At 65.9% G+C, this 20,248-nt stretch carries 19 protein-coding genes and 2 tRNA genes; 11 read left to right on the top strand and 10 right to left on the bottom strand.

All coding sequences use genetic code 11. From position 1 onward, the window contains the following. Nucleotides 1-86: 86 nt before the first annotated feature. Both cydC and cydD read right to left on the bottom strand, forming a co-directional pair. Nucleotides 87-1,760, bottom strand: coding sequence for a thiol reductant ABC exporter subunit CydC (cydC, locus tag IAE41_RS15410; RefSeq protein ID WP_200733710.1), 1,674 nt, complete (start codon nt 1,758-1,760; stop codon nt 87-89). Beyond that, nucleotides 1,757-3,505 (bottom strand): thiol reductant ABC exporter subunit CydD, encoded by a 1,749-nt coding sequence (gene cydD / locus IAE41_RS15405; RefSeq protein WP_200733709.1) that lies wholly within the window; start codon nt 3,503-3,505, stop codon nt 1,757-1,759. Before cydD ends, cydC begins: the two co-directional genes overlap by 4 nt. A gap of 224 nt (nt 3,506-3,729) precedes the next feature. Here cydD and IAE41_RS15400 point away from each other — a divergent pair, with 224 nt between their 5' ends. From IAE41_RS15400 to IAE41_RS15380, 5 genes are all read left to right on the top strand, one after another. Beyond that, nucleotides 3,730-5,313 carry a cytochrome ubiquinol oxidase subunit I gene (locus IAE41_RS15400; protein WP_200733708.1) on the top strand — a complete coding sequence of 528 codons (1,584 nt, stop codon included), beginning with the start codon at nt 3,730-3,732 and terminating at the stop codon, nt 5,311-5,313. 15 nt (nt 5,314-5,328) lie between these two features. Then, complete coding sequence (cydB, locus tag IAE41_RS15395; protein WP_200733707.1) at nt 5,329-6,483, top strand: cytochrome d ubiquinol oxidase subunit II; 1,155 nt, start codon at nt 5,329-5,331, stop codon at nt 6,481-6,483. A 157-nt stretch (nt 6,484-6,640) separates the two neighbouring features. Then, nucleotides 6,641-6,757: a cytochrome bd-I oxidase subunit CydX gene (cydX, locus tag IAE41_RS15390; RefSeq protein ID WP_079222503.1), complete on the top strand. Its 117-nt coding sequence runs from the start codon at nt 6,641-6,643 to the stop codon at nt 6,755-6,757. A 55-nt stretch (nt 6,758-6,812) separates the two neighbouring features. Then, a tRNA-Pro gene (locus tag IAE41_RS15385) sits at nt 6,813-6,889 on the top strand. A 141-nt stretch (nt 6,890-7,030) separates the two neighbouring features. Then, nucleotides 7,031-7,107: transfer RNA gene (locus IAE41_RS15380), tRNA-Pro, on the top strand. 110 nt (nt 7,108-7,217) lie between these two features. Here the strand turns inward: IAE41_RS15380 and IAE41_RS15375 are convergent. After that, complete coding sequence (locus IAE41_RS15375) at nt 7,218-7,571, bottom strand: hypothetical protein (RefSeq protein ID WP_079222504.1); 354 nt, start codon at nt 7,569-7,571, stop codon at nt 7,218-7,220. Nucleotides 7,572-8,123: 552 nt separating this feature from the next. Here IAE41_RS15375 and IAE41_RS22550 point away from each other — a divergent pair. Next, nucleotides 8,124-8,318: a hypothetical protein gene (locus IAE41_RS22550; RefSeq protein ID WP_234458611.1), complete on the top strand. Its 195-nt coding sequence runs from the start codon at nt 8,124-8,126 to the stop codon at nt 8,316-8,318. A 48-nt stretch (nt 8,319-8,366) separates the two neighbouring features. Here the strand turns inward: IAE41_RS22550 and IAE41_RS15365 are convergent, their stop codons facing one another. The 7 genes from IAE41_RS15365 to IAE41_RS15335 all read right to left on the bottom strand — a co-directional run bounded on the left by IAE41_RS15365 (nt 8,367) and on the right by IAE41_RS15335 (nt 12,426). Further along, nucleotides 8,367-8,738: a hypothetical protein gene (locus tag IAE41_RS15365; RefSeq protein WP_200733705.1), complete on the bottom strand. Its 372-nt coding sequence runs from the start codon at nt 8,736-8,738 to the stop codon at nt 8,367-8,369. A 129-nt stretch (nt 8,739-8,867) separates the two neighbouring features. Then, complete coding sequence (locus IAE41_RS15360) at nt 8,868-9,617, bottom strand: Imm52 family immunity protein (RefSeq protein WP_200733704.1); 750 nt, start codon at nt 9,615-9,617, stop codon at nt 8,868-8,870. An 11-nt stretch (nt 9,618-9,628) separates the two neighbouring features. Next, on the bottom strand, nt 9,629-10,378 hold the full coding sequence (locus IAE41_RS15355) for an Imm52 family immunity protein (RefSeq protein WP_200733703.1): 750 nt from the start codon (nt 10,376-10,378) through the stop codon (nt 9,629-9,631). Beyond that, a complete protein-coding gene (locus IAE41_RS15350) occupies nt 10,375-11,175 on the bottom strand; it encodes a Tox-REase-5 domain-containing protein (protein WP_234458609.1) in 801 nt (266 codons plus the stop codon). The genes IAE41_RS15355 and IAE41_RS15350 overlap by 4 nt, the downstream gene beginning before the upstream one ends. 8 nt (nt 11,176-11,183) lie before the next feature. Then, nucleotides 11,184-11,519: a hypothetical protein gene (locus IAE41_RS15345; protein WP_200733702.1), complete on the bottom strand. Its 336-nt coding sequence runs from the start codon at nt 11,517-11,519 to the stop codon at nt 11,184-11,186. Continuing rightward, entirely contained in the window at nt 11,519-11,989 is a 471-nt protein-coding gene (locus tag IAE41_RS15340; protein WP_200733701.1) for a DUF4123 domain-containing protein, read from the bottom strand. The genes IAE41_RS15345 and IAE41_RS15340 overlap by 1 nt, the downstream gene beginning before the upstream one ends. Further along, nucleotides 11,989-12,426: a PAAR domain-containing protein gene (locus IAE41_RS15335; protein WP_200733700.1), complete on the bottom strand. Its 438-nt coding sequence runs from the start codon at nt 12,424-12,426 to the stop codon at nt 11,989-11,991. Before IAE41_RS15335 ends, IAE41_RS15340 begins: the two co-directional genes overlap by 1 nt. Before the next feature lie 328 nt (nt 12,427-12,754). Between IAE41_RS15335 and IAE41_RS15330 the strand changes: the two genes are divergently transcribed. The 5 genes from IAE41_RS15330 to pgaD all read left to right on the top strand — a co-directional run bounded on the left by IAE41_RS15330 (nt 12,755) and on the right by pgaD (nt 20,019). Further along, on the top strand, nt 12,755-13,960 hold the full coding sequence (locus IAE41_RS15330; protein WP_079222507.1) for an MFS transporter: 1,206 nt from the start codon (nt 12,755-12,757) through the stop codon (nt 13,958-13,960). A 379-nt stretch (nt 13,961-14,339) separates the two neighbouring features. Further along, entirely contained in the window at nt 14,340-16,379 is a 2,040-nt protein-coding gene (gene pgaA / locus IAE41_RS15325) for a poly-beta-1,6 N-acetyl-D-glucosamine export porin PgaA (protein ID WP_200733699.1), read from the top strand. A gap of 1 nt (nt 16,380) precedes the next feature. Beyond that, complete coding sequence (gene pgaB / locus IAE41_RS15320; protein WP_200733698.1) at nt 16,381-18,276, top strand: poly-beta-1,6-N-acetyl-D-glucosamine N-deacetylase PgaB; 1,896 nt, start codon at nt 16,381-16,383, stop codon at nt 18,274-18,276. A 1-nt stretch (nt 18,277) separates the two neighbouring features. After that, nucleotides 18,278-19,531, top strand: a complete 1,254-nt coding sequence (pgaC, locus tag IAE41_RS15315; protein WP_200733697.1) for a poly-beta-1,6-N-acetyl-D-glucosamine synthase — start codon at nt 18,278-18,280, stop codon at nt 19,529-19,531. Next, nucleotides 19,528-20,019 (top strand): poly-beta-1,6-N-acetyl-D-glucosamine biosynthesis protein PgaD, encoded by a 492-nt coding sequence (gene pgaD / locus IAE41_RS15310; protein ID WP_108747038.1) that lies wholly within the window; start codon nt 19,528-19,530, stop codon nt 20,017-20,019. Before pgaC ends, pgaD begins: the two co-directional genes overlap by 4 nt. Nucleotides 20,020-20,248: the final 229 nt, after the last annotated feature.

The raw sequence follows: 20,248 nt of genomic DNA, 5'->3' as shown, positions 1-20,248 counted from the left end.
TGCCGGCCGGCACGCCATCACGCAAACGGCCGCCGGGCATGGCCCGGCGCTACCTCGGGAGGACAGCATAGGTAAATCCGCGGCGATTACGCTTCGCGCTCCAGCACGCCATCACGCAACCGGTACTGCGCATCCACCACGCCGTCGGGCAGGTCGTCGTGGGTGATCATCAACAGGCTGCGCCCCTCCAGCAGGCCAGCCAGATCCTGCAACAGCGCGCGCGCGGTATCCACATCCAGGCCTTCGGTCGGTTCGTCCAGCAGCAGGATCGGCGCATTGCGCAGCAGCGCCCGCGCCAATGCCAGGCGCCGCGCCTGCCCGGCCGACATCGTCGCGCCGTTCTCGCCCACCCATGCCTCCAGACCGCCATTGCGCTCGGCCCACTCACCAAGGCGCACGCGGCGCAGCACCGCCCACAGGGCGTCATCGCCGGCGTCGGGGTCACCCAGCCGCAGGTTCTCGGCCACCGTGCCGGCAAATACCGGCGCGTTCTGCGGCAACCACGCCAGCTGCCGATGCCAATCGGCCTTGGCGAACCCGCGCAGATCGTGTCCGCCGTAGCTCAACCGCCCCTGCTGCGGATCCCACAGGCGCAGCAGCAGGCTGGACAGCGTGGTCTTGCCACTGCCGCTGTCGCCGCGGATGGCGATGCGCTCACCGGGTGCCAGGGATAACTGCAGGCCCGACAGCACCGGCCGCGCCGCGCCCGGCCAGCGGAAATGCACGTCTTCCCACTGCACGGTGGCGGCCTGCGGCACCGCCTGCGGCAGCGACGGATCTTCCACCGCCGGCGCCTGCTCGACGATGGACTGCAGGCGGTCCGCAGCGATACGGCCGGACTGCAGCGACTGCCACGCCAGGCCCATGCCCGCCCACAACTCGATCATCGCCACGGTCAGGAACACCAGCCCGGCGGCCATCTCCGCAGGAATGCGCTGCTGTTCTGCCGCATGCAGGGCCAGCGCCAGCATCGCCACCAGGCCCAGCCCGGCCACCAGGCCATGCAGGGTGGACGCCGCGATCAGCCGCCAGCGCCGGCGCCGGTCGCGCGAGGCCAGCTGCTTGGCCGCCACGCGCACCTTCAACTGCCACGCGGCATCGGCATGCAGCGCGGCCAGGTCGCCCGCACCCTCCAGCCCTTCGAATGCAGCCGTCCGCAGCGCAGCGCGATGCGCGGCACGATCGGCTTCTTCATGGTCATGCCCGCGCACGCCCAGCCACGGCACGCCGAAGCCGATCAGCAGCGCCAGCACGGCCAGCAGCACGGCGGCCGAAGGCAGGATCATCGCCGCCGCGCCCACCGCCACCAGCGACAGCGCACCCAGCGCCACCAGCGGCCCGATGGCGCGCACCAGCAGGCCATCGACCTCGCCGATATCGCCCAGCAGGCGGGCCAGCAGTTCACCGGTGCGCGTGGCCCCCAGCCGCGCCGGTGCCAGCGGCAGCGCGCGCCGGAAGAACCACACGCGCAGGTCGCGGGCGATGCGCAGGGTGGCATCGTGGCCGACCAGCTTTTCGAAATAGCGCGACACGATGCGCGCCATGGTCAGCCCGCGGATGCCGGCCGAAGGCGAGAAGAAGTTGAAACCCTGCGCCAGCCCTGCCGCACCGGCCAACGCGGCGGCGGTGAGGAAACCACCGGACAGGCCCAGCAGCGCGGTGCCGGCCAGCATGGTGATCCACAGCAGCAGCACCGTCAGCAGCAGGCGCGGCCGGTGGCGCAGGAACACCGCGCGCAGCGAATCGGGCGAACGGCTCATGCGCGCACCGCCTGGGCCGGGTCGACCAGGCGCCCTTCGGGCAGCAGCAGGCAACGGTCGGCCCAGGCGATCACCACCGGGCTGTGGGTGGCCACCACCACGCTGCGGCCGCGCGCGTACGCGGCCAGGCTGCGCAGCAACGCCGCTTCGGTATCGGCGTCGAGGAAGGCCGTGGGCTCGTCCAGCAGCAGCACCTGCGGGTCGCGCAGCAGCAGCCGGGCCAGGCCGATGCGCCGGGCTTCGCCGCCGGACAGGCCGAAGCCGCGCTCACCGATCACGGTGTCCAGCCCATCGGGCAGGCGCTGGGCGAACTGCAGCACCTGCGCCGCCTCGGCCACCGCGCGCAGGCGTGCATCGCTGGCAGCGGGGTCGGCCAGGCGCAGGTTGTCGGCAATCGAGCCATGGAACAGATAGGGACGCTGGCTGGCATAGGCCACCTGCACGCCAGGGCGCAGCTGTACCCGCCCCGCACGCGGCGGCAGCCACCCGGCCAGCGCTTCCAGCAGCGTGCTCTTGCCCGAGCCGCTGGGGCCGACAAGCGCCAGCCGCTGCCCGGGCTCCAGCCGCAGGTCCACGCCCTGCAGCACATCCTGCGGGGCGCCCAAGGGGCGCAGCACCAGCCCCTGTGCCAGCACCGGCGGCAAGGCCGCCTCGGCCGGCTCCACCGCCAGCGGTGCCACCGGCACCTCGGCCATCACCGGCTCGTCCGGCAGCGAAAGCAACAGGCGCTCCACCTCGGCCGCTGCGGCCAGCGCGTTGGCGCGGTCGTGGTAATGCGCGGCCAGCCGCCGCAGCGGCGCGTAGAACTCCGGGGCCAGCAGCAGGCAGAACAGGCCCGCGCCCAGCGTCGGCACCGCTGCATGCAGCGACATCAGGCCCAGGTAGCTCAGGCCCAGGTAGAGCGCGACCATCGCCACGCTCACCGAGGCGAAGAATTCCAGCACGGTGGATGACAGGAACGCGATGCGCAGCACCTTCATCGTACGCACGCGCACGCCCTCGGCCGCCGCTTCGATGCCAGCCAGTTCCGCCTCGCCCCGCCCATACAGGCGCAGCAGGCCCAGGCCCTTGATGCGATCGGCGAAGTGGCCGCTCATCCGCGCCAGTTCACCCAGCTGTGCGCGCCCGGCCGCTTCGGCGCCCCAGCCCACCAGCATCATGAAGAACGGCACCAGCGGCGCGGTGAACAGCAGGATCAGCGCCACCACCCAGTCGACCCAGGCCACCGCGGCCAGGATCAGCAGCGGCACCACCACTACTTCGGTACGCACCGGCAGGAAGCCGCTGTAATAGCTTTCGATGGCATCGCCGTGGTGCAGCATCAGCTCGCCCAGCTCACCGGTGCGGCGCTGCCGCAGCCACAGCGGGCCGTGGCCGAGCAGGCGCGCGAACACACGCTCACGCAGGGCCAGCCGGGCGGCATCGGCCACATCACCGGCGGCGGCCTGGGTGGCGCTGCCCAGCAGCGTGCGCAGCACCAGGATGACGGCCAGCGCGGCCAGGACCGGCAGGCCGCTGGCCAACGGCGCGCGCTCCACCAGCACGGTCTGCACCAGCCAGGCGATCGCGGCGGCCTGGCCGACCAGCAGGGCGCCGGAGAGGCTGATGCATAGGGCGGCCAGGCGCTGCCGGCCACGTGCGGCATGGGCCAGGCCGGCCAGCCACGCCGTGCGGGCGCGCCGCTGCAGGGCCGATTCTTCTTCTGCGGTAGGTGGCTCGGCAGCAGTGGGTTTGGCAGCGCTCAAAGTCTTCACAGATGGCAGGGAATGCCCCGCATTGTAGGCGCAGGCAACAGTGTCCCCCTGCGGCCGGCGGTCGCAGTGGTCACGGGAATGGCATACGATCCTCTTGGGTTCCCATTCATACATTGATCTGGATCAAGGCTGTTTGAAGTAGTCGGTCACATCATTCACCCGTAGACCACCCTTCCCGCCACCCGCAACGGCACTATCCACGAGGTAGCCAGGCCATGATTGATCAGACAGTCGTAGAACTGTCGCGGCTGCAATTCGCTCTGACCGCGATGTACCACTTCCTATTCGTACCGCTCACGCTTGGCCTGTCCTTCCTGGTGGCCATCATGGAGAGCGTGTACGTCATGACCCGCAAGCAGGTCTGGCGGCAGATGACCCTGTTCTGGGGCACGCTGTTCGGCATCAACTTCGCCATCGGCGTGGCCACCGGCCTGGTGATGGAATTCCAGTTCGGCATGAACTGGTCGTACTACAGCCACTACGTGGGTGACATCTTCGGTGCGCCGCTGGCCATCGAAGGCCTGATGGCGTTCTTCCTGGAAGCGACCTTCATCGGCCTGTTCTTCTTTGGCTGGAAGCGCCTGAGCCCGGTCAAGCACCTCACCGTCACCTGGCTGATGGCGCTGGGCACCAACCTGTCGGCGGTGTGGATCCTGATCGCCAACGGCTGGATGCAGAACCCGACCGGTGCGGTGTTCAACCCGGACACGATGCGCATGGAAGTGGTGGATTTCGCTGCCGTGCTGCTCAATCCGGTGGCACAGGCCAAGTTCGTGCACACCGTCAGCGCCGGCTACGTGACCGGCGCCATCTTCGTGATGTCCATCAGCGCCCTGTACCTGCTGCGCAACAAGCACAAGGACATGGCCCGCCGTTCGTTCGCGGTGGCCGCAGCCTTCGGCCTGCTGTCCTCGCTGTCGGTGGTGGTGCTGGGTGACGAGAGCGGTTACGCCGCCAGCGAGCACCAGAAGATGAAGCTGGCCGCGATCGAAGCGATGTGGGAAACCGAGCGTGCGCCGGCCGACTTCACCGCCTTCGGCATTCCCAACCAGGCCACCCACCAGAACGACTACGCGATCAAGATCCCGTACCTGATGGGCCTGATCGCCACCCGTTCGCTGGACCAGCCGATTCCCGGCATCCTGGAACTGGTGGAACGCGCCGAGCACCGCATCCGCGGTGGCCAGATCGCCTATGGCGCGCTGGAGCGGATCAAGAAGGACAAGACCGACCTGCAGGCGCGCGAGATGTTCGACCGCCACTGGCAGGACCTGGGCCACGGCCTGCTGCTCAAGCGCTACCGCGAGGACATCCTCAACGCCACCCCGGAGGAAATCTCCAAGGCGGCGATGGATACCGTGCCGCGCGTGGCACCGCTGTTCTGGACCTTCCGCATCATGGCGGGCCTGGGCTTCTACCTCATCGCCTTCTTCGCCCTGGCGTTCTACTACTCGTGCCGCAACAACTTCCAGGACAAACGCTGGTTCCTGAGGCTGGCCGTGTGGAGCCTGCCGGCGCCGTGGATCGCGATCGAATGCGGCTGGTTCGTGGCCGAGTACGGCCGCCAGCCGTGGGCGGTGGATGGCGTGCTGCCCACCTTCTACGCGGCATCGGGCCTGGCCCTGCATGAAATCCTGACCACGCTGGCGGTGTTCACGGCGCTCTATACGGTGCTGCTGATCATCGAGATCAAGCTGATGCTGAAGGCGATCCGCACCGGCCCGGACGACATCCTGCCGACGCTGCAGGCTGACATCCGGCCTGTTTCCCCCACTGCAGCCGCTGCCGGACAGGCCTGAGGCAGGAGAATCCAGATGGAATTCATTGCACTTGATTACACCACGCTCCGCGTGATCTGGTGGCTGCTGCTCGGCATCCTGCTGATCGGCTGGGCGGTGATGGACGGCTTCGACCTGGGCGTTGGCACCCTGCTGCCGTTCGTGGCGAAAACCGATGAAGAACGCCGGCTGGTGATCAACACCGTCGGCCCGGTCTGGGAAGGCAACCAGGTCTGGCTGGTGCTGGGCGGCGGCGCGATCTTCGCCGCCTGGCCGCCGCTGTATGCGGTCAGCTTCTCCGGCTTCTACCTGGCGGTGTTTGCCATGCTGTTCGGCCTGATCCTGCGGCCGGTCGGCTTCAAGTACCGCAGCAAGATGCGGTCCAAGCGCTGGCGCGACAACTGGGACCGCGTGCTGTTCGTGGGTGGCCTGCTGCCGGGCCTGATTGCGGGCGTGGCGGTGGGCAACGTGCTGCTGGGCGTGCCGTTCCACTTCGATGACACCCTGCGCGTGACCTACACCGGTTCGTTCTTCGGCCTGCTCACGCCGTTCGCGCTCATCGCCGGCCTCGTCAGCGTGGCCATGCTGGTGTCGCACGGTGCGGCCATGCTGGTCATCAAGACCGACGGCCCGGTGGCCGAACGTGCCGCACGCTACGGCAGCATCGCCGCGCTCATCAGCTTCGTGCTGTTTGCCGTGGCGGGCGTCTGGGTGGCCTTCGGCCTGCCCGGCTACCAGATCACCTCGCAGGTGGTGACCGATGGCCCGACCAATCCGCTGCTGAAGACCGCAGCGATCGGCACCGCTGCCGGTGGCTGGCTGCGCAACTACAGCAGCATGCCGGCCACGATCGTGTTCCCGGTGCTGGGCCTGCTGGGGGCGCTGGCCAGTGCGGTACTGCTGCGTGCACGCCGCGGCGGCCTGGCCTTCATCGCTTCGGGCGCCTCCATCGCCGGCATCATCCTCACCGTCGGCTTCGCCATCTTCCCCTTCCTGCTGCCGTCCTCCAGCCAGCCCACCTCCAGCCTGACCGTCTGGGACAGCTCGTCCAGCCACCTCACGCTGTGGATCATGCTGCTGGCCACGGCCATCTTCCTGCCGATCATCCTCGCCTACACCACCTGGGTGTACCGCGTGCTGAAGGGCAAGACGACGGTTGAAGAGATGGGCGACAACCCGAACGCGTATTGATGGATTGCCTATGTGCCGACCAACGGTCGGCACCCACCGAGTAATGCGCCGACCAACGGTCGGCACCCACCGAGTAATGCGCCGACCAACGGTCGGCACCTACCGAGTAATGCGCCGGCCTGCGGTCGGTGCCTCCCCCGAATGAAGGAGTGTGAACATGTGGTATTTCGCCTGGATCCTCGGCACTGGCCTGGCCTCCACCGTGGCCATCCTCAACGGCATGTGGTTCGAATCGCGCGAGCGGAACCGCCTTGAGAAAGAAAACAGTCGCTGAGCTGTAAAAAAGCCTTGCCGCCTTGGCCTTCACACGGTATCTTAGGCGGCTCCTTCGGGGTGTAGCTCAGTCTGGTAGAGCGCTACGTTCGGGACGTAGAGGTCGCAGGTTCGAATCCTGTCTCCCCGACCACTTCGGTGGTCGCATTGAAGCCTGGTGAAGTCTTCCAGGCTTTTTTGTTCCCCGAAGGGTTCCATTGCTTCGGCAGTGTGAAGAAACACCATTTACCCCTTGCCGCCATCGGGGTGAATGGATAGAATAGGCGGCTCCCTTCGGGGTGTAGCTCAGTCTGGTAGAGCGCTACGTTCGGGACGTAGAGGTCGCAGGTTCGAATCCTGTCTCCCCGACCACTTTGGTGGTCACCAAGAAGCCTGGAAGACGACAGTCCTCCGGGTTTTTTTGTGCCTGTCGCCCGGGCCTGCAACGGGGCAAGGCAGCCGCCCTGCCCCGCCGCGTTCCTTCAGCAGGGCCGCACGTTCAGGCTGGCATACATGGCCAGCGCCCGGCAGGCCTGCATCAGCCCCTCCACGATGCGCTCGCCCACATCCTGGTCCGGCCCGCCATCCTGCCGCGCCCGCTCGGCCGCCAGCAGGATGTCATGCACGGTGCGCAGCCCCACCAGCGCACAATCCAGATCGGCCAGCGCGATGCGCCGGCCCGGGGCCAGCTGCCGCTCTGGCCAGGGGCGGCCATCGGATGCGCCGCCGCTGTCGATGCCACGCAACTGCGCGACGAAGGTGATGGGCTCGCCTGCCACATCGGCATTGGCCGGCGCGTGACCGGTGGGCGGGAAGGAAGTATCAGACGTCTTCATGGGCATTCTCCATGCAAGGAACACAGTGAAGCCGCCGCAGAAAAGCGGCGGGCGATACGTGGCTGCAAAAACCCGGCTGACTTCGTTCGGGCGGATGTGCTTGCGCACACCCCCACGCACCGCCCGCCATGGAACGCGAACGGAATGCCAGCCGGCGCCGCGCGAAGCGACGCCGGCTGGCAAGCGTATACAACAAGTCAGCTCGGGTTTTGCAGTCCCGGCCACCCTTTTCCGGTGGCATGCGAAGGTGTAAACGCCAACGCACGATGTGCCAATGGGCAAACGCGCCACTGCAACAATTCGTACGATTCGCGACATTGTTGCACAGCGTCTGCGGGCGTCCAGAACCTAGGGGCGCAAAGGCTTGGCAATGTTAAGCCGCAAGCGACGTTGTGCCGCGCGGCAAGATGGGGGACGTGCGGATTACGTCACCCTGCGCGCGGTGGCGACGCTTCGCGCGAGGGTCAGGACTGGCCGTGGTTGTGCTCAGCCCTTGGAGTGAGGATCGGTCACCGGCAACAGGTGGTGGCTGGCTAGATCCATTTCGACGCGGTGAACTCGCTCTACCTGCGCGTCATCGCAGGGATCGAATACGCCTGGAACCGAGACGATGACCGTACCCAGGCCATCAATCGGGTGGACGGCATGCGCGTCGCGAATCTGCGCGTGGGTGATCTGCGCGGGCACGAAGCCCATCCAGCCAAAGAATTCCCGGTGTTGATACAGGCGCCGGTCTATTTGATATGAGACAAGCCCCTTCTCGGGCGTTCTGGACTTCACATCAACGCACGCGAACTAGGGCCTTACTATCTTCACCAGTTCGACCAATGCCTTGAGCATGAGGTCGGGCGCCTCCATTCCAAGAGCTTGAAGCTCTCCCAGACGGAATTTGCTGAAACCTGCTGTGGGATCTATACCGAGCACGGCTAAACCAGGCTTGCGCCAGTCGCGGTCGTTGTTCACGTTGGCCAAACTGAGCGAAGCGCCAAGACCCTCGAAGTCGCCGAAACTCCTACGATCCCTCTCGATGTCCCGCCCCATCTGCTTTATCAACGCATCCCTCTCGCCGATAGGGACATACTTGCTCTTGCGGCTCGACGGCAGCGCAAACCAATTCTTGAGCGATGGATGGAGTGGGTCCAGGGCCTTCGTCGCCAGCACAGCCAATCGCAGCACTTCCTCAGCGGACCTGCCAACGGGCGTCGTTCGCAGATTGACTTGAACACTAATAATCAAGCGAATTCCCCAGCATAAGGTTCGTACTTGGCGCGACGGTCAGGCTGGCCGTGGTCGTGCTCAGCCCTTGAAGTGAGGATCGGTGACCGGCAAAAGGTCGCGGCTGGCCAGATCCCTTTCGACGCGGTGAACTCGCTCTACCTGCGCGTCATCGCAGGGATCAAATACGCCTGGAACCGAGACGATGACCGTACCCAAGCCATCAATCGGGTGGACGGCATGCGCGTCCGGGAGCTGTGCGTGGTCAACCTGAGCTGGAACGAACCCCATCCAGCCGAAGAACTGACGGTGTTGATACAGGCGCCGGTCCATCTGGTAGCAGATCAATTCGCTTTCCGGCGATCTTCCCTTGACATCGGTAGATGCGAAATCAGGCTGGATGACCTTGACCGATTCGATCATCGCGCCAAGCATGATTGAGGAGATGTCCTCTCCAAAGGGTTCCAGCCCATTAATTCTCAAACTGGTCCAGCCACCGCCGGGACTCACGTTAAGCACAACCAACCCAGGCTCACGCCAGTCACGGTCATTGTCTACGTTGGCCAACAAGAGTGAGGCACCAAATCCCTCAAAACCCCCTAATTGCCTACGCATCTTCTCGACATCCCGCTCCATGCTGTACAGCATTGCAGCAGAATCTTCCAAGGCAATACACTTTTCCTTTCTTCGCGATGGCAACGAATACCAGCGTTTCATCAAAGGGTGCAGGCGGGCCAATCTTTCCGTCAGATCTACGGCCTTGATCAGCACCTCTTCCGGTGTACGGGAGACAGCCGATGTGCGTAGATTTATCTGAGCGCCAATGATCATATGCGTGCTCTTCAACCCTTGAGATTCGGATCTGTCACCGGCAGCAGGTCGTAGCTGGCCAGATCCATTTCGACGCGGTGCACCTTGTCCACCTGTGCGTCGTCGGTGGGATCAAACACGCCCGGCACCGAGACGATCACCGTTCCCAGGCCATCAATCGGGTGGACGGCATTCGCGTCGCGTATCTGCGCGTGGGTGATCTGCGCGGGCACGAAGCCCATCCAACCGAAGAATTCCCGGTGTTGATACAGGCGCCGGTCAAATTGATAGGCCACAAGGCCCTTATCGGGAGTTTCGGCTTTGACGTCCGTGCAGGCGAACGCAGGCTTCACCTCCTTTACCAAGCAAATCATCGCGTTGAGCATGATCGACGAGACGGCTTCTCCGAAAGGCTCAATCCCACTTATCCTAAAGTAGCTAGAGCCGTTTCTCGGATTCAACGAAAGAACTACAACCCCAGGCTTGCGCCAGTCCCGATTGTTGTCAACGTTACTCAGAATGATGGAGGCACCGAGCTCTTCATAATCACCAAATCGAGTGCGAAGGCCTTCAATCTTTTTCTCCATTTTCATCAGGATCGCCTCTGAATCCTTTAGCGACACCGTCTTCTCCTCCCGGCTGGAAGGAAGCGCGTACCAGTCTGTCATCGAAGGACAAATCCTTGCCAGGCCCTTGGTAACGTTCACAGCCATAGTCAGAACCTGCTCCGGTGATCGCGACCCCGGTGTTGTGCAGAAGTTGGTTTGCGCATCGATAATCATAGACCTCCTCCCGAGAAGGGCTCGTATCTGCAGATCACGGGGTCGACACGGCCAAGAGCGATGGCAGCTTGCATCGTCCGTGCCTGCATAAAACACCACAAGAGCTTCGCTTGCGGACCGGCAATAGCAATTGCAGCGCGCTGTCTCATCATCTCGTCCCTAAAGGGAACAAAAACACCGTCCTCCACAAAGTTGTACTTTGGCCTCCCTTTCTCATCCAGAAACTGCTCATACCTCCCCTTCGCCTCCACCACCGTGCAGTCCTTCAACCAGAAGCCATCAAACTCACAGGCGTTGAAGTGCCACTCCTGCACGGTACGGGAGAACCCGTCGCGCTCAAGGTAGTCAAACAGTGTATCCACCGAGAACAACCGCCGATCTGGATCGGCCTTGTCCGCCACCATGAATCCAAATCGCAGCGGCGCCGAGCGCAGGTTGGCAATGTACAGCTGGTACTCGTAGTTGATCAGATTGTCTTGGGTAACGAAGCGCGGGGTGATCGGTGGACCAATGAACCCCTCCTTCAGCAGGCACTCGTTGCACGCGGTCTCGTCGGGCATCTGCGAGCAATCCACCTCCCGCGCCTTGGCCGTCGGCTCAGCGCGCGCATCCGGTTTGGCTTCACCGCGCACCCGCCGCTGGATACCGCCCACTACATCGCGGATGCCATCGGCCACGTCACCGGTGGTTGGCCCGCCATAGGGATCCACCGGGTTGCCGTCTTCATCCACGCTGCCGTTACCGCCTCCCATGCCGGGCCCAAGCCAAGGCCGCGGGCCGATGATTCTGGTGCCCATCGTTGCTCCTAGTGTCCTGCCAGATTCGACAGCAGATCCGCCGCTGCCAGATTCGGGTTCTTTGCACTGCGCATCCACATATCCGCTGCTGGGACAGCCCGCAGACCGCGCGCCCATGCCACGTCCGCCTTCACCCAGCGCACCAGCACCGGCAGGTGGGTGATACGCAGCACATAGGCCGCGTGGTCGTGGCTTTTCACCACGTCGTCCATCAGCGCCGCATCGCTCAGATGGCCGACCTGGCGGGGGTACTCCGCGCGGATCTCCCGGCGCAACAGCGGGAAGAACGTGGAGGGATCAGGCAGGCGCAGCAGGGCTTCCTGTTCCTTTGTGATCTCAAACATCAGCCGGCCTCCGTTGCATGCAGCGCTTCGCGATCGAGGCTGTAGCGCTCGCCCAGCATCTGGAAACACCATTGCCGCAGCGGGCCCATCAGCTGCCTGCGCTGCTGCAGGGTGAAGGCGGCCTGCAGGCGCAGGAACACGCGGCCATCCCAGTAGCGCAGCAGCGCCAGCGTGCCGTTGGGGCGGCGCAGGTCCAGGCAGGTTTCGAGGTGCTGGTACACCGCCTCAAAGCCGGCGTCGCTGCGCAGCCACGCCACGACTGGCCTGTCCACTTCCAGCTCACGCAGCCATCCATCCACCTGGGTGTGGGCCTGCGCCGGCAACTGCAGCAGCCACGGGCCGACGGAGGCGTGGGTGGCCTCGGGCTGGCGCGCAAGCAGTGCGCGGTGTGGCAGGTCCTGCGCGTACCAGGCCAGCGCCTTGGGCGTATCGGCATAGGCTGCGGCATCGACAATGACGTATCGGTTCATCAGCGCCCCAAAAAGGTTGCGCCGGATTGGGCACCGGCCAACAGGCAGGCCTCGCACACCGGCGCCTTGTCAGCCGTCGGCGCGGCAGGCGCAAGCGCTGCGGGTGAAATGCCACCCGCCGCCTGCGTGGGCTGCGCCGCCGGCCCGCTGCCTGCGCCGCCGCCACCGCCGGCATCCACGAACACCAGCGACTGCTGCCCGGCGATGAGCGAGCACCCACACGACAGCTTGTCGCCGTCACGCGCCACCGGCTGGCCCTCGAACACCAGGGTGGAATCACCACTGACGATGGAGGCCACGACCTGATGTTTGGGGCAGGTGGCCTTGTCACCTACCCGCGCCACAGGCTTGCCCTCGATGTCGGTCGCAGGCGAACCGGTAATGACCCGGCCCCCGCTGCTGGTCGCGTCCCCCACCACAATCAACGTCCTTGCCACCCCACCATCCTTCCGTATTGGATTCGGCCCGAACCTAGCAATGGCGCAAACAGCCTGCACTTGAGCGCAGCGCAGCGTGCCCTGCCGTTGGCTGGGCGTGTGCCGCGCAAACGCTGGAAACACAACGGATTCACTGGACCAGGGCGGATTTCCGGCGCGCTGCGACAACGGACATCAGGATGTGCGGATCGCGACAGTCAGCGCCGGCAGGACCGGGCGCATCGCGCCACGTACAATGGCCACCTTTCCCCCACCCACCTCACCGGCACTGTCCGGTGCGGCGCTGCACGCCCACGTTGCGGCGTGCGCCACCTGCAAGGACCCCCGCATGACGTCCCCCACTTCGCCCTCACCCTCGCTGCTGCATGGCCGCCTGCTGGCCTTCGTTGCCATCCTGCTGGCGGCGGTCAACCTGCGTACGGCGGTCACCTCCATCACCCCGCTGCTGGACGTGCTGGGCCAGCAGTTCGGCTTCGGCACCACCATGACCGGCGTGCTGGGCATGCTACCCACGGCCTCGTTCGCACTGTTCGGCGTGACGACCCCGGCCGTGGCCCGGCGCCTGGGCCTGGAGCGCACCACGCTGCTGGCGATGACCCTGGCCATGGCCGGCCTGCTGCTGCGCTCCAGTGCGGGCAACGTCGGCACCCTGCTGCTCGGTTCGGTGATCGCGCTAGCCGGCATGGGCATCGGCAACGTGGTGGTGCCGCCGCTGGTAAAGCGCTACTTCGCCAACAAGGTGGGCACGATGAGCACGCTGTACATCAGCGTGCTGCAGCTGGGCACGATGACCCCGGCGCTGCTGGCGGTGCCGGTGGCCAATGCCGCTGGCTGGCGCGTGTCGCTGGGCATGTGGGCGCTGCTGGCCTTGGCCGCCGCCCTGCCCTGGCTGCTGCTGGCCAAGCGTGCGCCCCGGCCGGTGCAGGACAGCAGCGACCCCAGCGCGCAGCCGCACGGCAAGGTCTGGCGCACGTCGCTGGGCTGGAGCATGACGCTGATGTTCGGCATGACCTCGCTGATGACCTATTCGATGTTCACCTGGCTGCCGCGCATCGTGGTCGAGGCCGGTGCCACGCCGGCGTTCGGTGGCGTGATGGTGGCGGTGTTTTCGGCGCTGGGCCTGCTGCCGTCGCTGGTCATCCCCTCGCTGGCGGTGCGCCTGCCGAACCCGTTCCCGCTGGTGCTGATCGGCTTCTTCGCGTTCGTCATCGCGTTCACCGGCCTGCTGCTGGCACCGCTGAAGGCGCCGCTGCTGTGGGCGGCGCTGCTGGGCGTGGGCCCGTCCACCTTCCCGCTGGCCCTGACCCTGATCAACCTGCGCACGCGCACCCCCACCGGGTCGGCGGCGCTGTCCGGCTTCATGCAGGGCGTGGGCTACAGCTTCAGCTGCCTGGGGCCGTTCCTGGTGGGCTGGCTGCATACGGTCAGCAATGGCTGGGGGCTGCCGTTCGGCTTCCTGTTCGGCTGCGCGGCGCTGATGCTGGGCGCGTCGTGGGTGGCGTGCAAGCCGCGCAAGCTGGAAGACCTCTGGTAGACCACCGCCGGGGTAGAGTCGAGCTTGCTCGACTGTTCCGGCAAAACGCAGTCGAGCAAGCTCGACTCTACACATCGCTTCGGCATCTGCTGACGTAGGGTGTCCAATCATGACGCGGAGGGGCTGCCGTTCTGGGCGGCTCCAGACCCCGGGTCAGGGCGCGGCGGCGCCCGGCGGACGCCTTGGGCGCCGCTGAAACACCTGAAAAAGTGTTTGGTTGTCAGGGAGTTGCGATGAGCTTGACCGGTCTGGCGGGACTATTGCGTCTTAGCGGTAAAGGCAGGCTCTGGCGACCTTGGGAGACGGCCAGGCACAGTTGGCATGTGATGTGCGTCACACTTTCAGCACATCGTTGAAGTAGGGATGCTAAGGGGGTTTCATGATTGTCCACCGTCCGCTGGCGCTCTGCGTCGGCCTGGCCTGCGCCGCGCTGGCGTTCGGGGCCCATGCCGCTTCGCCGCCACCCGCCGCCAGCCGCGCTGACCGGCTGGCTGAAATCGGCCACTACCGTGACCAGGCGCGCTGGGTCGATGCCCTGGCCGCCATCGAGCGCTCGCAGCTGCAGGAGCCCAACGATCCGCTGCTGTACAAGCTGCAGGTCCTGACCCTGGGTGATATCGGCAACGCCGACCGCGCCTGGCGCCTGTACCAGGCGCGGCCCGACCTGTTCGATGCCGACCAGAAGGCACGACTGGAAGCGAACTACATCGCCAAGCGGGTGAACTGGAGCCTGGCCTACGGCCAGAGCGAGGACAGCCGCCTGGACGAAGCCGAAGCATCGCTGGCGGAAATGGAGCAGTACGTGCAGCGCGATGGCACGCCGCTGGCGCAGGCGCCCCTGCGCATCCGCATGGACCGCCTGATCCTGCTCAACCGCCTGTCACGCCATGCCCAGGTGCGCGACGAAGCGCGGGCCCTGCAGCAGGAAGGCCATGCCCTGCCCGACTACGTGCTGCCGGCAGTGGGCGATTCGATGATGGCCACCCAGCACCCGGACGAGGCGATTCCGCTGCTGGAAGCGGCGGTGAAGAACGATCCTTCGCGTTTCCAGTCGCGTTCCGAACTGGCCTATGCCTACCTCGAGACCGAGCAGGCCGAGAAGGCCATCGGCTACCTGGGGGCATGGCAGAAGGATGAGCCGGCATGGCGCTGGGGCGGCGGCAAGAGCCCCTATGCCAACTGGGCGCGCTACGAGGCCGACCTCAACCTGTCAATGATCCGCGCCTACAGCGGCGATCTGCCCACCGCACAGCGCGAGCTGGAAGCCCTGGTCGATGTCGGGCCCGGCAACGGTGGCCTGCAGACCGCGCTCGGCAGCGTCTACCAGATGCGCGGCTGGCCGCGCCGCGCGCTGGAGCGCCACCAGATGGCCTACACGCTGGACCCGCGCGACGTGTCGCCACGGATCGGCATGTACGAATCCTACGTGCAGCTGCAGCGCGACGACCTCGCCCGGCCGCTGCATGACGATCTGCTCGAGCGTTACCCCAACCAGCCCTCGGTGCAGCGCATGGACCGCGACTGGCGCGCGCACCGCGGCTGGCAGCTGCAGGCCACGGTGGAAGGCGGCCGCAGTTCCGGCGGCGGCGGCAGTTCGCCGCTGGGCAACGACGACCTGCATTACGGCACCGAAGTCGCCTCGCCGATCCTCGACGACCGCTGGCGCCTGTTCGCCTTCGCCGACCGTCGTTCGGTGACCTTCCAGGACCAGAAGATCAACCCGCTGTGGATGGGCGCCGGTGCACGCTACCGCTTCGGCCGCGTCGATGCCGAGGCCGCCGTGCTGCGACCCAACGACAGCATCGGCGACACCGGCCTGCGCGGCGGCTTCGGCTGGCAGTTCAACGACCAGTGGCACGCTGGCGTGACCGCCGCGCGCAACGATCCGGAAGCCTCGATGCAGGCGCGCGTGTCGGGCATCACCGCCGACAGCGTGGCAGTGGCGGTTGACTACACCCGCAACGAGCGCACGCACTGGAGCCTGGGTGGCAGCCAGTTCCGCTACGACGACGGCAACCGCCGCGAGACCCTGAACACCGCGATCGAACAGCGCCTGCTGACCCGCCCGCGCGTGGTGGTTGACGGCCTCGGCAGCCTCTACACCAGCCGCGGTTCGCTCGACGATGCGCCCTACTTCAACCCCTCGCGTGACCGCTCGGTGGAAATCGGCCTGCGCATCGACCAGCAGCTGTGGCGCCACTACGAGCGCCACTTCCGGCACCGCCTGACGGTGTCGCTGGGCGACTACTGGCAGGAAGGGTTCGGCAGTTCGCTCATCCCCACGGTGGCCTATCGCCACGAGTGGCAGTTCGGCCAGGGCAGGATCCTGGAGTACGGCGTGAGCTGGTCGCGGCCGGTCTACGACGGCCAACGTGAACGTCACATCGGCTTCGATGCCGCGCTGCGCTGGGGAGAGTGAGATGGAACGGATGCTTCGAAACCTGATGACCGTGCTGCTGCTGGGGCTGGTGCTGCTGACCCTGCCGGCCGCTGCCCAGGAGCGCGACCTGGATTCGGCCGACAACGGCCTGCTGGTGCTGAGCTACCACGACATCCGCGACGATGTGCGTGAGAAGGGCGATGCCGATGCCTACGCGGTCAGCACGCAGAACTTTGCTGCGCACCTGGACTGGCTCAGCGCGCACGGCTACCACCCGATCTCGCTGTCGCAGCTGATCAAGGCCTCGCGCGGCGAAGCCCAGCTGCCGCCGCGGCCGGTCCTGCTGACCTTCGATGATGGCCTGCGCAGCGTCTACAGCCGCGTCTACCCGCTGCTGCGCGCCTACAACTACCCCGCGCTGGTGGCGGTGATCACCGACTACGTCGACATGGCCCCGGGCCGCACCATCGACTACGGCTACCGCCCGTTCGGCCACGATGATTTCCTGACCTGGGACCAGCTGCGGGAAATGCAGGCCAGTGGCCTGATCGAACTGGCCAGCCATACCGACAACCAGCACCACGGCGTGCAGTCCAACCCGCAGGGCAACCAGACCCCGGCGGTGATCACCCGCACCTACGACCCGCAGACGCAGCGCTACGAGACCACGCAGCAGTATGAAAAGCGCCTGCGCGACGATCTCGCGCTGAGCGTCAAGCGCATCCAGAAGGAACTGGGCGTCACCCCGAAGGCCATCGTGTGGCCGTATGCGGCCTACAACCAGCTGAGCAACGATATCGCCGAACAACTGGGCATGCCGGTGTCGTTCGACCTGGAAGGCCGCAGCACGCCGGTCACTTCCGACCTGCATGGCCTGGCCCGCCTGCTGGTGACCAACAACCCGAACGTCAGCTCGCTCGCCTTCGAACTGCGCCGCAATGTCAGCCTCGATGGCACCCGTGCCCTGCAGATCGACCTGGATGCGGTCTACGACCCGGACCCGGCACAGCTGGCACGCAACCTCGACAAGCTGATCGACCGCGTCAAGACGGTGGGCCCGACCCACGTCTACCTGCAGGCCTTTGCGGACCCCGATGGCAACAACACCGCCGACGCGCTGTACTTCCCCAACCGCCACATGCCGATGCGCGCGGACCTGTTCAACCGCGTGGCATGGCAGCTGAAGACCCGCGCCGGGGTGAAGGTCTACGCCTGGCTGCCGGTGCTGGGCTACGAGCTGCCCGATGCGGCGCAGCGCACCGCGCTGGGCATCGCCAGCCCGGAACACGACGGCATGTACCGCCTGGACTTCACCAAGCCGCAGGCGCGGCAGATCATCAAGGACATCTACGAAGACCTGGCGATCAACTCGTACTTCGAAGGCCTGCTGTTCCATGACGATGCCTATGTGCGCGACACCGAACTGGCGCAGCTGCCGCAGGAAGGCACCGATGGCGGCCGCACCCAGGCGCTGATCGACTTCACCCTGGAGCTGCGCGATACCGCCCAGCGCTGGCGGCCGAAGCTGGGCACCGTGCGCAACCTGTACGCGCAGCCGGTACTGGAACCGCAGAGCGCCAGCTGGTTCGCCCAGCGCCTGGACCTGTTCAACCACGCCTATGACCGTACCGCGCTGATGGCGATGCCGTGGATGGAAGGCAGCAAGCACCCCGAGCGCTGGCTGGACCGCCTGGTCACCGCCGTGCGCGCGCACGACCCCGAGCTGAAGCACACGCTGTTCGAGCTGCAGACCGTGGACTGGCGCACGCAGACGCCGATCAGCGGCCAGCGCCTTCGCGCGCAGGTACGCCGCCTGCAGGCGCAGGGCGTGCGCCATTTCGCGTGGTACCCGGACGATTTCATCGCCGACAAGCCGTCGACCACGGACGCGCGCGCCGCGATGTCCGCGCGCAACTTCCCGTACCCGGAGAAGTGACATGGACATGAGCCCCTGGCTGTATGCCCTGTTCCAGTTCGCCTTCTTCTACCCGATGGTGATGGCGTTCTTCTGGATGTCAGGCGGGCTTTACTACTTCTTCCGGCGCGAGCGGAAGTCGCGACCGCGCAATGATCCGCCGCCGATGGACAGCTACCCGTTCGCCACGCTGCTGATTCCCTGCCACAACGAATCGGACAACCTGGACGACACCATCGGCGCGGCACTGACGCAGCGCTATCCGGATTTCGAAGTGATCGCCATCAACGATGGCAGCAGCGACGACACCGGCGCGCGCCTGGACGCACTGGCCGCCCTGCACCCGCGCCTGCGGGTGGTGCACCTGGACCGCAACCTGGGCAAGGCCAATGCGCTGCGCATGGGCGCCCTGGCCTCGCGCTCGGAGTACCTGGTGTGCATCGACGGCGATGCGATGCTGGAAGAGTACGCCATGCACTGGATGGTCTGGCACCTGACCAGCGGCCCGCGCGTGGGCGCGGTGACCGGCAACCCGCGCATCCGCAACCGCTCCACCCTGCTGGGCCGCCTGCAGGTGGCCGAGTTCTCCTCGATCATCGGCATGATCAAGCGCGCGCAGCGCGTATACGGTCGCATCTTCACTGTGTCCGGGGTGATTGCCGCGTTCCGTCGCACGGCACTGCACCGCATCGGCTACTGGGCCGACGACATGGTGACCGAGGACATCGACATCAGCTGGCGCCTGCAGCTGGACCACTGGGACATCCGCTACGAACCCAACGCACTGTGCTTCATCCTGATGCCGGAGACGCTGAAGGGCCTGTGGCGGCAGCGCCTGCGCTGGGCGCAGGGCGGCGTGGAAGTGCTGCTGCGGCACGGTGCATCGTTGTTCAGCTGGCGCAAGCGGCGCATGTGGGGCGTGCTGCTGGAGTACATCCTCAGCGTGTTCTGGGCGTACACCATGCTGCTGATCGTGGTGCTGTGGGCGCTGGGCAAGTTCATCCCGCTGCCGGCCCCGCTGTACATCGACACGCTGCTGCCGCAATGGCACGGCGTGATCCTGGCGCTGGTCTGCCTGCTGCAGTTCGCCAGCAGCCTGATCATTGATCGTCGTTACGAAACACACATTGGACGCAACTACTTCTGGGTCATCTGGTACCCCATGGCGTACTGGCTGATCAGCCTCTTCACCACCCTGGTGGCGTTGCCGAAGACGTTGTTCAAGCGCCGCGGCAAGCGTGCCACCTGGGTCAGCCCTGACCGGGGGATCCGATGAGCACCGTCCGCGGCACCACCAAGACAAAGTCGTCCAACCGCTTCGATTCGCGGTTGATCCAGAAGTCTCGCCAGCAGCCGCGCCTGCAGCGCACGGCCTGGGGCTTCGTGACCCTGGCGTTCTGGGGTTTCTATTTCTACCTGTGGGCACCGCTGGTGACCCTGGTTTCATGGCTGCTGGGCGGGCATCTGGCCTACGTGCAGCTGTACCAGCACAGCCAGCACGTGGATCCGTTCGTGATGATCGCGCTGCCGGTGATCCTGGTCTGCTGCTCGCTGCTGCTGATCGCCTGGGCCGAGTACAACCGTTTCCGGTTTGGTGGCAAGGAACGGCGTGCACCGCGCGAGGATTCCAGCCGCCAGGACATCGCCCGCGCACTGGGTGCGAGCGATGCGCTGGCCGAGCAGCTGATGCATGCGAAGGCGGTGACGCTGCACATGGATGACAACGCACGGCCGGTGGGACTGACGCGGCAGCCGATGTTGTAAGGGGGGAGTGTTTTTTTGCAGGGCTTGCAGCCCTGCACCTGCCGAATCAACGTCAACGTCAAATGCCTGCATTCCGTGGGATGGCGGGGCGGTGGCTGTTGGTGGGTGCCGACCGTTGGTCGGCACATCTGTCAGATGTCGAATGAATCATCCACGCATGGTGTGGATCTACTGGCAACGGCGGCTGTTGGTGGGTGCCGACCGTTGGTCGGCACATCTGTCAGATATC

Origin of the sequence: Stenotrophomonas sp. S39, from assembly GCF_016624665.1 — a bacterium.
Lineage (GTDB): Bacteria > Pseudomonadota > Gammaproteobacteria > Xanthomonadales > Xanthomonadaceae > Stenotrophomonas.
Note: the sequence above shows the minus strand (reverse complement) of the source record. Positions and strands in the feature narration are given on the sequence as shown.